General features: G+C 54.3%; 11 protein-coding genes. All 11 read right to left on the reverse strand.

Going from position 1 to position 16,281, the window contains the following annotated elements:
• Nucleotides 1–196: 196 nt before the first annotated feature.
• The 11 genes from FO268_RS14200 to FO268_RS14250 all read right to left on the reverse strand — a co-directional run bounded on the left by FO268_RS14200 (nucleotide 197) and on the right by FO268_RS14250 (nucleotide 16,190).
• Nucleotides 197–4,762 (reverse strand): chemotaxis protein CheB, encoded by a 4,566-nt coding sequence (locus FO268_RS14200; RefSeq protein ID WP_150993981.1) that lies wholly within the window; start codon nucleotides 4,760–4,762, stop codon nucleotides 197–199.
• A gap of 240 nt (nucleotides 4,763–5,002) precedes the next feature.
• Nucleotides 5,003–5,368, reverse strand: coding sequence for a MerR family transcriptional regulator (locus FO268_RS14205; RefSeq protein WP_150993982.1), 366 nt, complete (start codon nucleotides 5,366–5,368; stop codon nucleotides 5,003–5,005).
• Entirely contained in the window at nucleotides 5,349–5,651 is a 303-nt protein-coding gene (gene ihfA, locus FO268_RS14210) for an integration host factor subunit alpha (protein ID WP_007151838.1), read from the reverse strand. The genes FO268_RS14205 and ihfA overlap by 20 nt, the downstream gene beginning before the upstream one ends.
• Nucleotides 5,652–5,654: 3 nt before the next feature.
• On the reverse strand, nucleotides 5,655–8,027 hold the full coding sequence (gene pheT, locus FO268_RS14215) for a phenylalanine--tRNA ligase subunit beta (protein ID WP_150993983.1): 2,373 nt from the start codon (nucleotides 8,025–8,027) through the stop codon (nucleotides 5,655–5,657).
• Nucleotides 8,028–8,086: 59 nt separating this feature from the next.
• Nucleotides 8,087–9,085, reverse strand: coding sequence for a phenylalanine--tRNA ligase subunit alpha (gene pheS / locus FO268_RS14220; protein WP_150993984.1), 999 nt, complete (start codon nucleotides 9,083–9,085; stop codon nucleotides 8,087–8,089).
• Nucleotides 9,086–9,223: 138 nt separating this feature from the next.
• Complete coding sequence (gene rplT / locus FO268_RS14225; protein ID WP_027831417.1) at nucleotides 9,224–9,577, reverse strand: 50S ribosomal protein L20; 354 nt, start codon at nucleotides 9,575–9,577, stop codon at nucleotides 9,224–9,226.
• A 50-nt stretch (nucleotides 9,578–9,627) separates the two neighbouring features.
• Nucleotides 9,628–9,819, reverse strand: a complete 192-nt coding sequence (rpmI, locus tag FO268_RS14230) for a 50S ribosomal protein L35 (protein WP_150993985.1) — start codon at nucleotides 9,817–9,819, stop codon at nucleotides 9,628–9,630.
• Nucleotides 9,820–9,911: 92 nt separating this feature from the next.
• Nucleotides 9,912–10,457, reverse strand: a complete 546-nt coding sequence (gene infC, locus FO268_RS14235; protein WP_150993986.1) for a translation initiation factor IF-3 — start codon at nucleotides 10,455–10,457, stop codon at nucleotides 9,912–9,914.
• Nucleotides 10,454–12,379 carry a threonine--tRNA ligase gene (gene thrS / locus FO268_RS14240; protein ID WP_150993987.1) on the reverse strand — a complete coding sequence of 642 codons (1,926 nt, stop codon included), beginning with the start codon at nucleotides 12,377–12,379 and terminating at the stop codon, nucleotides 10,454–10,456. Before thrS ends, infC begins: the two co-directional genes overlap by 4 nt.
• Nucleotides 12,380–12,523: 144 nt before the next feature.
• Complete coding sequence (locus tag FO268_RS14245; protein WP_150993988.1) at nucleotides 12,524–15,121, reverse strand: TRAP transporter permease; 2,598 nt, start codon at nucleotides 15,119–15,121, stop codon at nucleotides 12,524–12,526.
• Between the two features lie 85 nt (nucleotides 15,122–15,206).
• The gene (locus tag FO268_RS14250) at nucleotides 15,207–16,190 is read right to left on the reverse strand and encodes a TAXI family TRAP transporter solute-binding subunit (protein WP_150993989.1); all 984 of its coding nucleotides are present in this window, start codon (nucleotides 16,188–16,190) and stop codon (nucleotides 15,207–15,209) included.
• Between the last annotated feature and the right edge of the window lie 91 nt (nucleotides 16,191–16,281).

Below are 16,281 nucleotides of genomic sequence, written 5' to 3' on the forward strand. Positions count from 1 at the left end.
CGCTGTTGATCCCCGCCTGGTGTCAGTGAATAAGCCTCAGGCGGATTTTCAACTCCTCAGGTAATGGTCGGTTAAATCATCAAGTGCCTTTTCGGGATAGCAATGTGAAAAGATTAATCGGTACGTTTCCGATTTCAAGAACTGAACGCTTACGATATATTCACTCACCTACCGAGAAGCCCGGGCTTTATTCTTTTCAGGCCGGCAAATCCGAGTAGCTTGAGGCTGTCATTTCCCGGATTGCCGCTTCTTGCACCGGCCTGCCCAGATAGTAGCCCTGCAGAGTACTACAGGACATCTGATTGAGAACCCTGTGCGCTTCCTCGGTTTCGATACCTTCCGCAACCGTTTCAAAGCCCATGGATTTCAGCATATGGATCAGCGCTGACATTTTTTCCTGTTTATCGGAATTGCACTCCACTTCCTTGAAGAGCTTCCCATCCAGCTTTACTTTCGAGACGTAGCAAATTTCGGTCAGGTAACTGAAATTGGAATAACCCGCACCGAAGTCATCTATCGCCAGCTGGACGGATTTGGATGTAAGGTACGCGAGTGATTCATCAAGCTCCTCGGTACGCACGAGCAGGGCTTCCTCCGTCACTTCCACAGTCAACCAGCTGATATCGTCGAACTCGTTCAGAATTCTATGTATCCCATACTGGGGGTCGTGGAGCTTTGAGAGGTTTTGGGGATGGATGTTTATGGAGATTTGCACATTTTTCATCCGCTCGTCCACACTGACCCAGGCGTTTCGTTGTTCAATGGCCCGGGTCAGTACCCAGCAATCCAGGCTCTCCTGCAGATGAGCAATTTCAGCCGCCTTGAGGATAGGTCCCGGTCCCAATTCACCAAGTTCCGGGTGATTCCAACGAATCAACGCCTCAACACCCAACAACTGCCCAGGATCCCCATTCCGGAAATATGGCTGGAAAACGAGATGAAGCCCATTGTCGATTCCATTTTGAAGCGTGGTTTTCAGCTCATACTCAAGCCGAAGCTGTTCCAGCATTTCATCACTACGCCCCGGATCAACAAAACTGAACTTCGCCCGCCCAGTCTGCTTCGCCCGGTACATTGCAATGTCTGCATTACGGAGCAGAATGTCCTGTTGCTCCCCGTCCTCCGGATATATCGCGATACCAATGCTTGAGGAGATGAATAGCTTCTCGCCGGCAATCTCGATCGGATTCTTCAGGCTCTCCAGGATACGGGTAGCAAACGCCTGGGCACCCTCTGTCTCCTCCAGCTCTTCCATGATCACCACAAACTCATCCCCGCTCATCCGCGCAAAGAAGTCACAATCACGAATCAGCAGCTGCAGGGTGCTAGCAAAATGTTTGAGGATGGAGTCTCCTACCGCGTGGCCCAGAGAATCATTGATCCGCTTGAACTTATCGATATCCAGAAACAGCAAGGCGAAGCGAGTGCCAGCACGAGCATGCCGCAGCACCGTATCGGTCAAGTGGTCGTTGAAATGCAAGCGATTAGGCAGCCCTGTCAGTTCGTCGAACATCGCCATCTCGTGGAGCTCTTCCTCCCGCACCTTGAGTTCGGCTATGTCGTTGCATACGAAAACCCAGCGCACCGATCCGTCCAGATCATCATAGAGCGGGCTTACCGACACATAGTGTGGTTCGATGGAGCCGGCGTTCACGAACAGAAGCTCCCCGCGCCATTTACCATCGCGCTCTGCCATTTGCCAGATTGTATCCAGCGAAAGATCCTTGTCGGTGGGGCGGAAAAAGCTATCGATGTCAAAGAGGGCGGATTCAGACGCCGGCATCAGTGAATCCGACAATGCCCGGTTGAGGAACACCAGTTGCTTTTTATCATCAAACACCGCGATTTTCTCGTGGGTATTGTTGAAAACCGCTTCGGCCAGGGCCATCTGTTTCTGCCGATACACCATATCAGAGACATCGCTCTGGATACCGAGGTAGTGGGTCAGCTGGCCCTCGCTAGTCACCGGCGCCACGCTAAGCCGATTCCAGAACGGCGTACCGTCCTTTCTGTAATTGAGGATCAACTCCTTGCAGGCTCCCTGGGCTTTGATGGAGGATCTGATTGAATCGACGGTTCCGGGATCGGTGTCAGGCCCCTGCAGAAACCGGCAGTTCCGCCCCAGCGCCTCTTCGCGGGCATAGCCCGTCATTTCTGTAAACGCCCGGTTGACGTACATGATGGGCATGTCTCCGGACTGGGCATCGACGATGATAATGCCCTGATCAGCAGCCTCCATGGCGCGGGCCTGTAGGGAGTTGTCGCGCAGCGCCTGCTGTAGAGAATCATAAATTCTCAACAATTCAGTGTTGTCCCAGAACAGCAGAATGACGCCGCCTAGCTCGCCGTTCACGTCACGATAGCTGTTCACGGAAAGCTCGAAGCTGCGGGCAATTCCCTTGATCTGCACAAACTCCGCTCGCTGACTTTTAAAAGCCCGCTCGATCAACAGTTTCAGGTTTGGCAACTCCAGCTTGGGCTCCAACTGCTCCACCGGTTGTCCAGCGCTTTCCTCGCCAATCGCAAAAATCTCCTTCGCCGCCGGGTTGAAATGCGCAACTTTGAGTTCGGCGTCCAACGCCAGCAGCGGATGTGGCAAGCTTCGCTGCAGATTGCTCAGATCCGCGTTCAGCGCGGCAATTTCGCTCGCCTTGACCTGGATTTCCTGATTGACCGTGGTCAGTTCCTGATTGGTCGACTGCAGTTCCTCGTTGGAGGTTTCCAGCTCCTCATTGGTAGAGTGCAGCTCCTCGTTGGCGGACTGCAGCTCTTCATTCACCGCCTGCAGCTCCTCGTTGGAGGTTTCCAGCTCCTCGATCACCGTCTGCAGGTGCTCTCTCATGCCGGTCAGCTCAAACTGCAGCTGCTCCACCTGATCATCGGCCTGCTCCACCGGAATCGGCGGGGTATCGCCTTTAATGGTCGTGATGTCATAGCGAACCAGATACAGGAATTCCTGCTCACCCTGCTCCGATAGCGGGATCGCTTCAAAGTGGAAAAGATGCCCCTCGTGGGCGATCGGCCGGGATTTCTGCACCGAACCGTCTTTACGCGCCTTGAATAGCAGGCTCTTCAGCTCCAATTGAAGATTGCCGTGGACAATATTCTGCAGGTTCAGGCTTGCCTTGCCCTTGCTTATCTTGGTGATTTCTCGAAGATCACCGTAGATAAACTTGATATCCATGGCGTCGTCGACCACGAACGCATTTTTCAAAACGTGCCTCGAGATGGCCCGGTTCACCTTGTCGCCCAGGGTCTCATAGCTGTTGCCCGAGTTTTCCTCCGCAATAGGAGGGCGTGTGTGCACGGCCCGGTTACTTAGCTTGTAACGGCGGTAGATCTCGCTGCCAACGGCATCGTTACGAATCAGTACCCGGCTATCGATTGAGGAATTTTCGAACAGCTCACTGCCCGGCAGGGATTCTGATTTGCCCAGAAACAGATAACCTCCGGGGCGCAGAGCGTAATGGAACGTAGCCTGGATCTGCTTCTGGAGTTCCGCCTTCATATAAATAAGAACGTTTCTGCAACTCACCAGATCCATACGCAGAAACGCGGGATCGCCGACCAGATTCTGACGCGCGAAAGTCACCATCTCACGAACGTGCTTCTTGACCTGGCAGCCATCACTGGCGGGGGTAAAGTACTTCTTGAGCCGGTCTTCGGACAGGTACTTGACCGACACTGTCTCGTAGCGCCCGCGCCGGGCTATGGTGAGTGCCGGTATATCGATATCGGTAGCGAAAATCTGAACGTTGTAATCAAAAATATCCGTTCCCAGGGTCTCGTGCAGAAGCATTGCAATCGAGTACGCCTCTTCCCCGGTCGCACAGCCTGCCACCCAGATGCGGATTTCATCACCTGGCCGTTTTTGCTCAACAATGTTCTTGAGAGTCTGCCCCAGTTTCTCGAACGCTTCACCATCTCGAAAGAAAGCCGTGACGGAAATCAGCAGATCCTGATAGAGGTGTTGCAACTCAGCCGGGTGCGCCCTGACGAACGTCTCGTACTCCAGCCAGCTTGACGTATCGGTAGCGACCATACGACGCTGTATTCGGCGCTGCAAAGTGTTTTCCTTGTACTCGGTAAAATCAACGCCGGTTTCTTTGGAGAGCATATCCAGAATGCCCGCCAGTGCCTCGTTTTTGCCGCCCCGTTCCAACTGTTCTGCAGGTAACCCCGTTTGTGTGGCCAATCTCACCACTTGCCTGGCGATATCGTTTACCGTCAGCACTCTATCGACACAGGCGGTCTCAATGGCTGCTCTCGGCATGCCATCATATTTCGCTTCCGCCGGGTCCTGTGCAAAAGTGAACCCTTCATACGCTTTTATGACCCGACACCCCTGCGCGCCATCACTGCCGGTACCCGAAAGCACAACGCCAACCGCGCGGGTGGCATAGGCTTCAGCCAGCGATACAAACAACTCGTTTGCCGACGGCTTGGGCACGCCGTGTTGCTCGGTGACAGTCAGTCTGACCCGGTGGTTCTGAACCGTGGCATTATGGCCAGGAGGGATCACGTACGCAGTGCCAACCTCAACCGGCGCACCGTCCGTCGCGCTCCGCACCTTGAGCTTTGTCTCCCGCGACAAAAGCTTGGTCAGCATGCTCTCATGATCCGGCGACAGGTGTTGGGCGATGATGAGAGACAGCGCTGCTGAGGCATCCAGTTGTTTGAGCAGTTGTTTGAGCGCATCAAGGCCGCCGGCCGACGCGGCAATACCGACAATCAGTGGAGCAGGGGTAATCTCGGCGGTCATAGTTCCAGTCCGTGTTGGTTTGCTAGTGAGATTTCCAGCCAAACAAGCAATCGCTCTCAGGCAACTAGCTACAACAGTGATCGCTAACAAGCCAGAGAACTGCGTCTTTCAACCTCAGTCCCATATAGCAAGCTACTTTCATCCAATCCGTTAATGGGAACAAGGCCTATTACTGAATATTCACAAGACATAAAAAAACCGAAGGCGTACCTTCGGTTTAATCTCAGCCACTGTTTTGAGTCAGCGCATCGGCGCGTTCAGCACGTCCAGAACTTCTTCGAGTTCGGTAATCATTTGACGAATCAACTGCTTGTACTGAGAGGTATCGTCTTTAACCTCATGGCTGCTGAGCTTCTGCTTCGCACCGCCGATGGTATAACCCTGGTCGTAAAGCAGGCTCCGAATTTGACGAATGGTAATAACGTCGGCACGCTGATAATAGCGGCGATTACCACGGCGCTTGACCGGCGACAGTTGTGGAAACTCCTGTTCCCAATACCTGAGAACGTGCGCCTTTACCGCGCAGAGTTCGGCAACCTCACCAATGGTAAAGTATCGCTTACCCGGTATCGTGGGTAATTCGTTGTTATGACTGGGTTCCAGCATACGCTTCTACTTTCTGTTTTAGTTTTTGTCCCGGGCGAAACGTAACAACACGCCGTGCACTGATTGGGATTTCCTCACCAGTCTTCGGGTTCCGTCCCGGCCGCTGCTTCTTGTCGCGCAGGTCAAAGTTGCCGAATCCGGACAGTTTGACCTGTTCATTATGGCTGAGAGCGCCCCTGATTTCGTCGAAAAAAGCTTCTACCATTTCCTTGGCTTCGCGTTTGTTGAGCCCCAATTCTTCGTACAAGCGCTCCGCCATTTCCGCTTTCGTCAAAGCCGCCATCTGTTAACTCCTCAGTGTTGCCCCCAACTCTTCCTGCAATGCCTCAATGACACCGTTGAAGAGTGAATGCACCTCTTCTTCATTTAGTGTGCGCTCAGGATGCTGCCAGAACAGGCTGAGGGCAAGGCTGCGATTACCTTCGCCCAGGCTTTCACCTTCATAGACATCAAACGCACGCAACGCTGTGAGGTGCTCGCCCGCGTGCTTTTTAGCCACACGCTCAACGTCTGCAAACCCCACATCGCTTCCGATAATGATAGCCAAATCTCGCCGAACTTCAGGGAATTTTGAAATATCTTTGAAATTAGGTACATATCCCGAAACGATCGAATTCAAGAATAGCTCAAACATCAGAATCGTGCCATTAAGTTCCAGTTTTTTCTGAACTTGTGGGTGCAACGTGCCCAGCCAGCCTACATGTTCGCCGTCCCGCAGCAATTCCGCTGTCTGGCCTGGATGCAAGGCCGGGTGCTGGCTGGCAAGAAACTGCACTTCGATTCCAAGAAGTCGGAAAAGGCTCTCCATTTCTCCTTTTACATCAAAGAAATCGGCATTTCTGCGACCGTTGGCCCAGTTCTCGGGAAACTGGTTGCCAACGACCACACCTGCGAGCATGGGCTGCTGATCGATCCGGTCGCCCTCTTTTACAAACCTGAGGCCGGTTTCGAACAGCCGGATGCGAGGTTGCTGCCGATTCTGGTTGTGTACCACTGTTTTCAGCAATCCGCTCCACAGGGTTGTGCGCATAACCGACAGATCAGCGGAAATCGGGTTCGCCAGAGCGATGCCGTCCCGCTCCGGATCAACCAGGTTCTGGACCTTCGGGTCCACAAAGCTGTAGGTGATCGCCTCCTGATACCCGCAGGAGACAAAGTAATCCTGGATAGCAGACACCGGCCGAACCGCTTCTTTCTGGGGCCGCAGACCGAGAGACCCGGTCGGCTCTGTCACGGGCAGATTGTTGTACCCGAAAATTCGACCAATTTCTTCAATCAGGTCTTCTTCGATACTGATATCCGGGCGGAAGCTGGGAACGTGCACCCGCCAACCATTTTTCAGGAGCTTATCGATATGAAGCCCAAGCCGCGTCAGGATTTCCTCAACCGTGGTCCGGTCGATTTCCAGCCCCAATACATCGGTAACACGTTGCTCGCGAAGGTCTACCGTTCGATCTTCCGGAAGGTCCTGCTTACTTGCCACTTCGATAATTTCGCCGGGCTCACCGCCGACGATCGACATCAACAATGCTGTGGCACGCTCCATGGCGTCACGGGCAAGCTCATAGTCCACACCCCGCTCAAAGCGGTGTGAGGCGTCAGTATGAAGGCCATAATGGCGAGCCTTGCCGGCCAGGGTAATGGGATCGAAGTACGCGGCTTCCAGGATCAGGTCCCGGGTGTTTTCGCTGACGCCCGAATGCTCTCCCCCCATCACCCCGGCAATGGCAATGGGTTTGGCGTGATCGGCAATAACCAGCGTATCGACGGTTAACTCCACTTCCTGTCCATCAAGCAGTACCAGTTTTTCGCCCGGTTTTGCCATGCGGACAACAATACCACCTTCGATTTCGTTACGATCAAACGCATGCAGAGGCTGACCCAGCTCAAGCATTACATAATTGGTCACATCCACGGCGGCATCGATGGAGCGAATGCCGGACCGACGCAGCTTCTCCTGCATCCACAGCGGAGATTCCACACTCAGGTCCACGTTACGCAGAATCCGCCCCAGGTACCTGGGGCAGCCCTCGGGCGCCCTTACAACAATCTCAGGCACCTCCGGGTGCACCGCTTCAACAGGTGCGATCTCCGGTCCTTCAACCACCAGGCTGTTCAATACACCGACTTCGCGTGCGATGCCTTTGATGGAAAGGCAGTCACTGCGGTTAGGTGTCAGGTCGACATCAATCGTAACGTCGTTCAGCCTGAGATAATCAGCAAGCTCCCGACCTACCGGGGCATCTTCCGGCAACTCCATCAAACCATCATGGTTTTCCGACAGGCCCAGTTCGGCTTCCGAACACAACATGCCTTCGGATGGCTGGCCACGAAGCTTTGCTTTCTTTATCTTGAAGTCACCCGGCAACACTGCGCCTACTACGGCGAAGGGCACTTTGAGGCCATTCCGGACATTAGGAGCACCACAAACCACCTGTACCGTCTGGTTCCCATCATTAACCTGACAGACCCTGAGCTTGTCCGCATCCGGATGGGGCGATACGGAGACGACTTCACCCACCACAATGCCACTGAACTTGCCGGCTACCGGCTCGAATCCGTCAACTTCCAGACCTGCCATGGTGATCTGGTCCATCAATGCCTGGGTGTCATTCGCCGGATTGACCCATTCCCGTAGCCACTGCTCACTGAATTTCATGGTATCTGCCTTGTCCTGGTGCGGTTTTGCCTGTTAATTCGATTGCCCTGATGATGCGCTCAACGGAACTGCCGCAAAAAGCGGAGGTCGTTCTCGAAGAACATACGCAGGTCACTCACGCCATAGCGAAGCATGGCAAGACGCTCGACGCCGAGCCCGAACGCAAAGCCACGGTACTCCTCGGCGTCGATACCGCAATGCTCGAATACTTTAGGATGAACCATGCCGCAGCCCATCACTTCCAGCCACTTGATGCTACCGTCCTCTTCACGGCCCCACTCGATATCCACTTCCGCGGACGGCTCGGTAAACGGGAAGTAAGAGGGGCGGAAACGCACTTCCAGATCCCGCTCGAAGAACACCCGCAGGAATTCCTCAACGGTGCTCTTCAGATCGGCGAAGCTGACATCTTTCTCAACCAGCAGCCCTTCCACCTGATGGAACATCGGGGTGTGGGTCATGTCGGAGTCGCAGCGGTAAACCCGCCCGGGGCAAATCATACGGAACGGCGGTTTGCCATCCTCCATGGTGCGAATCTGTACCGGAGAGGTGTGAGTACGCAGCAAGGTGCCCGGATTAAAATAGAAGGTGTCGTGCATGGCACGAGCGGGATGGTGCCCCGGAATATTCAGAGCTTCGAAGTTGTGATAATCGTCTTCGATTTCCGGCCCCTGCTCAACGGTATAGCCGGCGCGGGAGAAGAACTGTTCGATACGCTGCAAGGTTCTGGTAACCGGATGCAATCCACCAAGGTCCTGGCCGCGGCCGGGCAGTGTTACGTCAATGGATTCACTCGCCAGTTTCTGCTCAATGGCGGCTCGCTCGAGGTCCGTCCGGCGGGCGTTGATGGCCTGCTCCACCTGGCCCTTGGCTTCGTTGATCTTCTGGCCGGCAGCGGGGCGTTCCTCTGCGGAGAGCTTGCCCAGCGTCTTTGCCTGTTGGGTGATGACACCCTTCTTGCCAAGGTATTCAACACGAATCTGGTCCAGCGCCTGCAAGCTGTCTGCGCTGTCGACTGCCGCCAGACCGTCCTGAACGAGTTGATCCAGGTTTTCCATTGACCCTGCTCCAATCCAGAAATGGAATCGCTTTAAACAAAAATAGGGGAAGAGCGCGCCCTTCCCCTATCAGAAGGCGTCTTCATGAACCCATGGAGACGCCTGAATCGATCGGTAACCGATGAAAGAGCTAAGCGATCACAGAGACGCTTTTGCCTTCTCAACTACAGCAGTAAACGCCTGCTGCTCATTCATGGCCAGGTCGGCCAGAACTTTGCGATCGATCTCAACATTAGCCTTTTTCAGGCCTGCAATCAGACGGCTGTAGGACAGACCGTTGGCACGGGCGCCAGCATTGATACGGGCGATCCACAGTGCACGGAATGAACGCTTGCGATTGCGGCGGTCACGGTAAGCATATTGACCGGCCTTGATCACCGCCTGCTTGGCTACACGATAGACGCGACTACGCGCTCCGTAGTAACCCTTGGCCTGATTCATGATCTTCTTGTGACGACGACGTGCTACCACGCCACGTTTTACACGAGCCATACTTTAATCCTTCTACCTTTAAACCTTTGCAGGAATGGTTAGCGGCTGAATCAGCACGCCGTCATACGCTTGATGGAAGCCACATCGGCCTTGGCAATCAGCTTGGTACCGCGGAGCTGACGCTTACGCTTGGGGCTCTTCTTGGTCAAGATATGACTGGTGAAGGACTGCTTGTGCTTGAAGCCAGTGGCGGTTTTCTTGAACCGCTTGGTGGCCCCGCTTTTGGTTTTCATCTTGGGCATTTTTAAAACTCCGCATTCTGTTTTTAAGTGATATCAATGTGCCCCTGAACGACAAATCCCCCGCGACCGCGGGGGATCTCACCGGATCAGGTTCACTTCTTCTTGCGGGGAGCCACAACCATGGTCATCTGGCGGCCTTCCATTTTCGGCCGCTGTTCTACCTGGGCAATCTCTTCAATATCCGCTTCTATCCTGTTCATGAGCTTCATACCGATTTCCTGGTGTGCCATCTCACGCCCACGGAAGCGAATAGTGAGTTTGCCGCGGTCCCCGTTTTCAAGGAAACGTACCAGGTTGCGTAGTTTGACCTGATAATCCCCTTCTTCAGTTCCTGGTCGGAACTTAAGCTCTTTGACCTGGGTCTGCTTCTGCTTTTTCTTCGCAGCAGCCTTGGCCTTCTTCTCATCGAAGATTTTCTTGCCGTAGTCCATTATCTTACAGACGATCGGATCGGAATCCGTAACCTGAACCAGGTCAAGAGACGCTTCTTCGGCCTGCTTGAGTGCATCTTCGATCGATACGACACCGACCTGATTGCCTTCGGCATCGATCAGACGGACTTCCGTTGCGTCAATATTCTCATTGATCGGCGCTTTTGGTGTACGCCCACCCCGATTCGCTCGCTGTTTAATAATCAGATCTCCGTTTTGGTTCTGCCTTTGCGTTTGATTTCGTCAGCCATCAGCTGCTCAAACGCTTCCAGCGATAAAGTCCCTAAATCTTCGCCTTTACGGGTTCTCACCGCAACGGCGTTGTTCTCGACTTCTTTGTCACCGACAACAACAAGGAAAGGGACTTTGTTGATAGTATGCTCGCGGATTTTAAAGCCGATCTTCTCGTTTCTCAAGTCGGCATTAACCCTATAGCCAAGGGAATCCCATTTTTTTGCGAGATTCTGGCAATAATCACGCTGATTGTCGGTAATATTCAGCACCGCAATCTGCGTTGGGGCCAGCCAGGTCGGGAAAGCACCCTCGTATTCTTCGATCAGGATCCCGATAAACCGTTCGAAAGAGCCCAGAACGGCCCTGTGCAACATAACAGGAGTCTTACGCTCTGAGTTGTCTGCAACGTATTGCGCACCCAGGCGTCCCGGCATGGAAAAATCGACCTGAATGGTACCACACTGCCATACCCGACCGATGCAGTCTTTCAGGGAAAACTCGATTTTTGGGCCATAAAAGGCGCCTTCGCCCGGCAACAGCTCCCAGTCAACGCCTTCGCGATTCAGAGCCTCTTCCAGGGCTGCTTCCGCCTTATCCCAGACTTCATCAGACCCTACCCGCTTTTCCGGCCGGGTTGAAAGCTTATAGAGAATTTCGGTGAAGCCAAAATCTTTGTAGATCTCGTGAAGCATTTCAATAAATGCCGAGACTTCCTGCTGAATCGCATCTTCTTCGCAAAAAATGTGGGCGTCGTCCTGCGTAAACCCGCGTACCCGCATCAGGCCGTGCAAAGCACCAGACGCCTCGTTGCGGTGGCAGGAGCCGAATTCCGCCAGCCTCAGAGGCAGATCCTTGTAGCTCTTCAGGCCCTGATTGAACACCTGGACGTGACACGGGCAGTTCATGGGCTTGATGGCGTAATCGTGCTTCTCGGACTCCGTGGTAAACATGTCGTCCTTGAACTTGTCCCAGTGCCCGGACTTTTCCCACAACGACCGGGAGACTACCTGCGGCGTCTTGATTTCCTGGTAGCCGTGCTCGTGCTGCTTGCGGCGCATGTACTGCTCGATTTCCTGGTACAGGGACCAGCCATCCGGATGCCAGAACACCATGCCTGGTGCTTCTTCCTGCATGTGGAAAAGGCTCAGCTTTTTGCCGATCTTGCGGTGGTCCCGCTTCTCTGCCTCTTCCAGGCGATGGAGATAGGCCTTCAGGTCTTTCTTGTTGCCCCAGGCGGTACCATACACACGCTGCAGCTGTTCGTTGCTGGTGTCACCGCGCCAGTAGGCCCCGGCCACCTTGGTCAGCTTGAACGCCTTCAGCTTGCCAGTGCTGGGCACGTGGGGGCCACGGCACAGGTCGATAAAGTCACCCTGGCGGTAAAACGATAAATCTTCCTCACCGGGAATGTCTTCAATGATGCGGACTTTGTACTCTTCGCCCATCTCATCAAACAGGCGCACCGCTTCGTCCCGGGACATCACTGATCGGGAAACCGGAATATCCTGCTTCGACAGTTCTTCCATCCGCTTTTCAATCCGGCCCAGGTCTTCATTGGTAAACGGCCGATCGAACTTGAAATCGTAATAGAACCCGTTATCCACAACCGGGCCAATCGTGACCTGGGCGGCAGGAAACAGTTCCTTCACAGCCATTGCCAGCAGGTGGGCCGTGGAGTGGCGGATAATATCAACGCCGTCTTCATCCCGCTCCGTAACAATGGCGAGATCGACGTCTTCATCAATGGGGTAGCTGGTATCAACCAGCTTGCCGTTAACACGGCCGGCGATAGCGGCCTTGGCAAGACCGGCCCCGATGTCTGCGGCAACATCGTGAACGGTTACAGATTCGGCAAAACTGCGGTGACTGCCATCAGGCAGGGTTACTACTGGCATAGTTAGCTCCTTGAGTCCCAGAGGTGATCCGTACCAAAGACCACTTGTTGACGGTTGGCCGCGACACAAACCGCGGACCGTTGCGGGCAGGAGTTTAACAGAAAAAAACCCGGCAGGTTAATGCCGGGTTTCCGCATGTGGCAATCAGCCGTAAGCACTGGCCTCTTCCGGCGTTCGCCGCCGCAATTGACCGAAGGCCACAAGTCCCAGAAGAATCAGAGCCGGAATGAACATCAGTTCTTTTGGTGGACGCTCATTCTCGACCTGAACGGCATCAATGGTCCAGCCAAAGCTGATCCCGGCGTCTTCCGCAGGGCTGCCAAAGCCTACGAAATCCACCACCATCTGCTCACCATCACGGGAGAGCTCCAGGCCTGCCTCCATAAGCCTCTGCTCGGGGGTGTCGGCTTCCGGGAGTGGCAAACTGAGATAGGTCGACACTTCATCTCCATCCAGCGCCATACCAGAGGCCTGAACAACAAGGGAACCGTCAGCCGGCACGTTCTCAACGAGCTCGACAATGTCAGTGCCGGGCCGATCCTCGGTCGCCGGATACACCATATCCCACCAGTATCCGGGACGGAACAGGGTGAAGGTGATCAGCAGTAACAGCGCCGATTCCCATTTATAGCTCTTGGTAAACCAGTATCCCTGAGTGGCCGCCGAGAACACCAACATGGCCGTTACCGCACTGGCTATCGTGATCAGCAGATCCAGCCAGCCAGTAAGACCGATCAGCAACAACTGGGTGTTGAAGATGAACATGAATGGAAGAATGGCCGTGCGGATATCATAGGTAAAACCCTGGATCCCCGTTCGTATCGGATCAGCACCCGAAATGGCAGCCGCCGCGTAGGCGGCCAGCCCCACGGGCGGCGTATCATCCGCCAGAATGCCGAAGTAGAACACAAACAGATGCACCGCAATGAGTGGCACCAACAGTCCGTTCTGGGCACCGAGAGTGACGATCACCGGTGCCATCAACGTGGAAACTACAATGTAGTTAGCCGTTGTGGGCAGCCCCATGCCGAGAATCAGACTGATAAGGGCGGTAAAAATCAGCATCAGTAGCAGGTTGCCGCCCGAAATGAACTCCACAAACTGGGTCATTACCAGGCCAACACCGGTGAGGGTCACAGTACCAACAACAATACCGGCGGTGGCTGTTGCTACGCCAATACCCACCATGTTCCGCGCCCCTGTCACCAAAGAATGCATCAGGTCGAGGAAACCGGTTTTTGTTTCCGCCAGGAAGTCGCCTTTCTCGCGAAAAAAAGCCTTGAGCGGCTGCTGGGTTATGACGATGAAAATCATGAACACCGTGGCCCAGAACGCTGACAACTGAGGTGAAAAGCGCTCAACCGTCAGGCACCAGACCAGTACGACCACCGGCAGCAGGAAATATAAACCGGTCTTCACCGTAGGCCCAACGTCCGGAAGCGTATCCATTGCAGCCTCAGGATCGTCCTGCTCCAGCTCCGGGAAGCGGGTTGAATACCAGACCAAGCCGATGTAGACAAAAAGCAGAAGAGGGCTGAGAACCCACACCGCAGACTCGCCAAGCACAACCTTGAGCCAGCCAATACCGTAGTAGACCACGAAGGTAAGTGCACTGAGGCCAATCAGAATCACAACCCAGTTCAGCATGCGCTGAGCCAGTGTCGGACGATTGGGGCGTTCGATTCCTTTCATCTTCAGCTTGCAAGCCTCCAGATGAACGATGTAAATCAACGCCACATAAGAGATCAATGCCGGCAATATCGCATGCTTGATGACCTCCAGATAGGAAATCCCCACGTATTCAACCATCAGGAAAGCCGCGGCGCCCATAATTGGCGGGGTCAGCTGGCCGTTAGTGGAGGCTGCCACCTCAACCGCACCTGCCTTGGTAGCCGGGAAGCCGACCCGCTTCATCAGCGGAATGGTGAAAGTGCCGGTTGTGACCACATTGGCAATGGATGAACCGGAAATGACACCACTCAAACCACTGGACACCACAGCGGCTTTCGCAGGCCCGCCACGCATGTGGCCCAGCATGGCATAGGCAACCTTGATGAAGTAGTTACCTGCCCCGGCCCGTTCCAGTAACGCCCCGAAGAGAACGAACAGGAATACGAAGCTGGTTGAGACACCCAGGGCAACGCCGAAAACACCTTCGGTGCCCAGCCACATATGAGACGACAACTTGCTGAAGCTGGCGCCTTTGTGGGAGATAACGTCCGGCATGTACGGCCCGGCGAGCGCATAGACAAGGAAGACGCCGGCAACAATGGTCAGCGGCAACCCCAACGCCCGACGGGTAGCCTCCAGCAGCAACACCATACCGCCGAGGGCAACAATCAGATCCTGGGTTATGGGTGACCCTGGACGCGTAGACAGTTCGTCGTAGAAAAAATACAGATAGGACGCGGCAAAAGCAGCGGCCAGTGCAAGAATCCAGTCGTAAAATGGAACGTGATCAACATTCCTTCCCCGAATCATGGGGTACGCGGCAAAAGCCAGGAAGGTGGCAAATGCCAGATGGATAGATCTTGATTCCGTCGAGTTGAATATACCGAACTCGACAATATAAGGCAGCGGCGACGCTATCCATAGCTGAAAAAGTGACCAGAACAGGGGGACGATAAAGAGTATTCTGGCAGCCATACCAGTTGCAGCTCTTCCACCGGTTTCGGTCTGAAGAACCTCTGCAACCTTCTTGCTATCCATCGTATCCCCGGCTCTCGGTTCGCTATTGGCCATAGCTGGGTCCTGTAGAATATAGCGGGTCGGAGATCAAAACACCGCAGGCTGGAATGCCTGCGGTGCTGTTTTACCGGTTACAGGATCAGTCGATCAGGCCGGCTTCTTTGTAGTACTTCTCGGCGCCAGGGTGCAGAGGTGCACTCAGGGCATCCGATGCCATTTCTTCTTTATTCAGGACGCCGAATGCCGGATGCAGACGCTTGAAGCTGTCAAAGTTTTCAAAGACTGCCTTGACCACTTCATACACTACGTCCTCCGAAACATCTGTTGAGGACACAAATGTCGCTGCAACACCAAAGGTAGTAGTGTCCTCGTCGCTGCCCCGATACATTCCACCAGGAATAGTGGCTTCCCGATAATACGGGTTCTCGTCGATAAGCGCTTTGGTCGCCTCGTTATCAACACTGACGATCACGCTGTCGCAGGAGGTTGTTGCTTCCTTGATGGCACCGGAAGGGTGGCCAACTGTATAGAAGAAAGCATCGATGTTGCCGTCACACAGCGCCTGGGATTGCTCAGCTGCCTTCAATTCCGCGGCCAGGGAGAACTTGTCCATAGTCCAGCCCATCTCATCCATCAGAACCTCTGCCGTGGCACGCTGACCAGAGCCCGGATTGCCCACGGAAACCCTTTTGCCTTCCAGGTCTTCGAAGGTCTTGATGCCGGAGCCCTTGCTGGCTACCACAGTGAATGGTTCCGGGTGAAGCGAAAATACGGCACGGAGCTTCTCGTTCTTGCCGTCCTTTTCAAACTCACTGGTGCCATTGTAGGCATGGTATTGCCAGTCAGACTGGGCCACAGCCAGATCCAGCTCACCCTGACGGATGGCATTCAGGTTATAGACCGACCCACCTGTGCTCTCAACAGAGCAGCGGATACCGTGTTCCTTTCGGTCCATATTGACCAGCCGGCAAATCGCACCGCCGGCCGGGTAGTAAACCCCGGTTACACCACCGGTGCCGATGGTGACAAACTGCTGTTCCTGGGCACTCACAGCGGTAGAGGTCGCTCCGAAGCTGACTGCGGCCGCAACCGCAAGTGCGGAAAATTTCTGTTTCAGTGGCATGACTTTTCCCTTTTGTGTTCGTTATTGCTTTTTTTTGGCCTGTGCACTCACACAGACACTCTCCACTTTCGCCCTAAAACATAGACCAATT

The organism is Marinobacter denitrificans, assembly GCF_008795955.1.
Lineage (GTDB): Bacteria > Pseudomonadota > Gammaproteobacteria > Pseudomonadales > Oleiphilaceae > Marinobacter > Marinobacter denitrificans.

Coding starts and splice junctions, on each gene's coding strand:
- FO268_RS14200 (WP_150993981.1), bottom strand. CDS start 4,762: ATGACCGCCGAGATTACCCCTGCTCCACTGATTGTCGGTATTGCCGCG.
- rpmI (WP_150993985.1), bottom strand. CDS start 9,819: ATGCCCAAGATGAAAACCAAAAGCGGGGCCACCAAGCGGTTCAAGAAA.
- thrS (WP_150993987.1), bottom strand. CDS start 12,379: ATGCCAGTAGTAACCCTGCCTGATGGCAGTCACCGCAGTTTTGCCGAA.
- FO268_RS14205 (WP_150993982.1), bottom strand. CDS start 5,368: ATGCTGGAACCCAGTCATAACAACGAATTACCCACGATACCGGGTAAG.
- rplT (WP_027831417.1), bottom strand. CDS start 9,577: ATGGCTCGTGTAAAACGTGGCGTGGTAGCACGTCGTCGTCACAAGAAG.
- FO268_RS14245 (WP_150993988.1), bottom strand. CDS start 15,121: ATGGCCAATAGCGAACCGAGAGCCGGGGATACGATGGATAGCAAGAAG.
- pheS (WP_150993984.1), bottom strand. CDS start 9,085: ATGGAAAACCTGGATCAACTCGTTCAGGACGGTCTGGCGGCAGTCGAC.
- FO268_RS14250 (WP_150993989.1), bottom strand. CDS start 16,190: ATGCCACTGAAACAGAAATTTTCCGCACTTGCGGTTGCGGCCGCAGTC.
- ihfA (WP_007151838.1), bottom strand. CDS start 5,651: ATGGCGGCTTTGACGAAAGCGGAAATGGCGGAGCGCTTGTACGAAGAA.
- pheT (WP_150993983.1), bottom strand. CDS start 8,027: ATGAAATTCAGTGAGCAGTGGCTACGGGAATGGGTCAATCCGGCGAAT.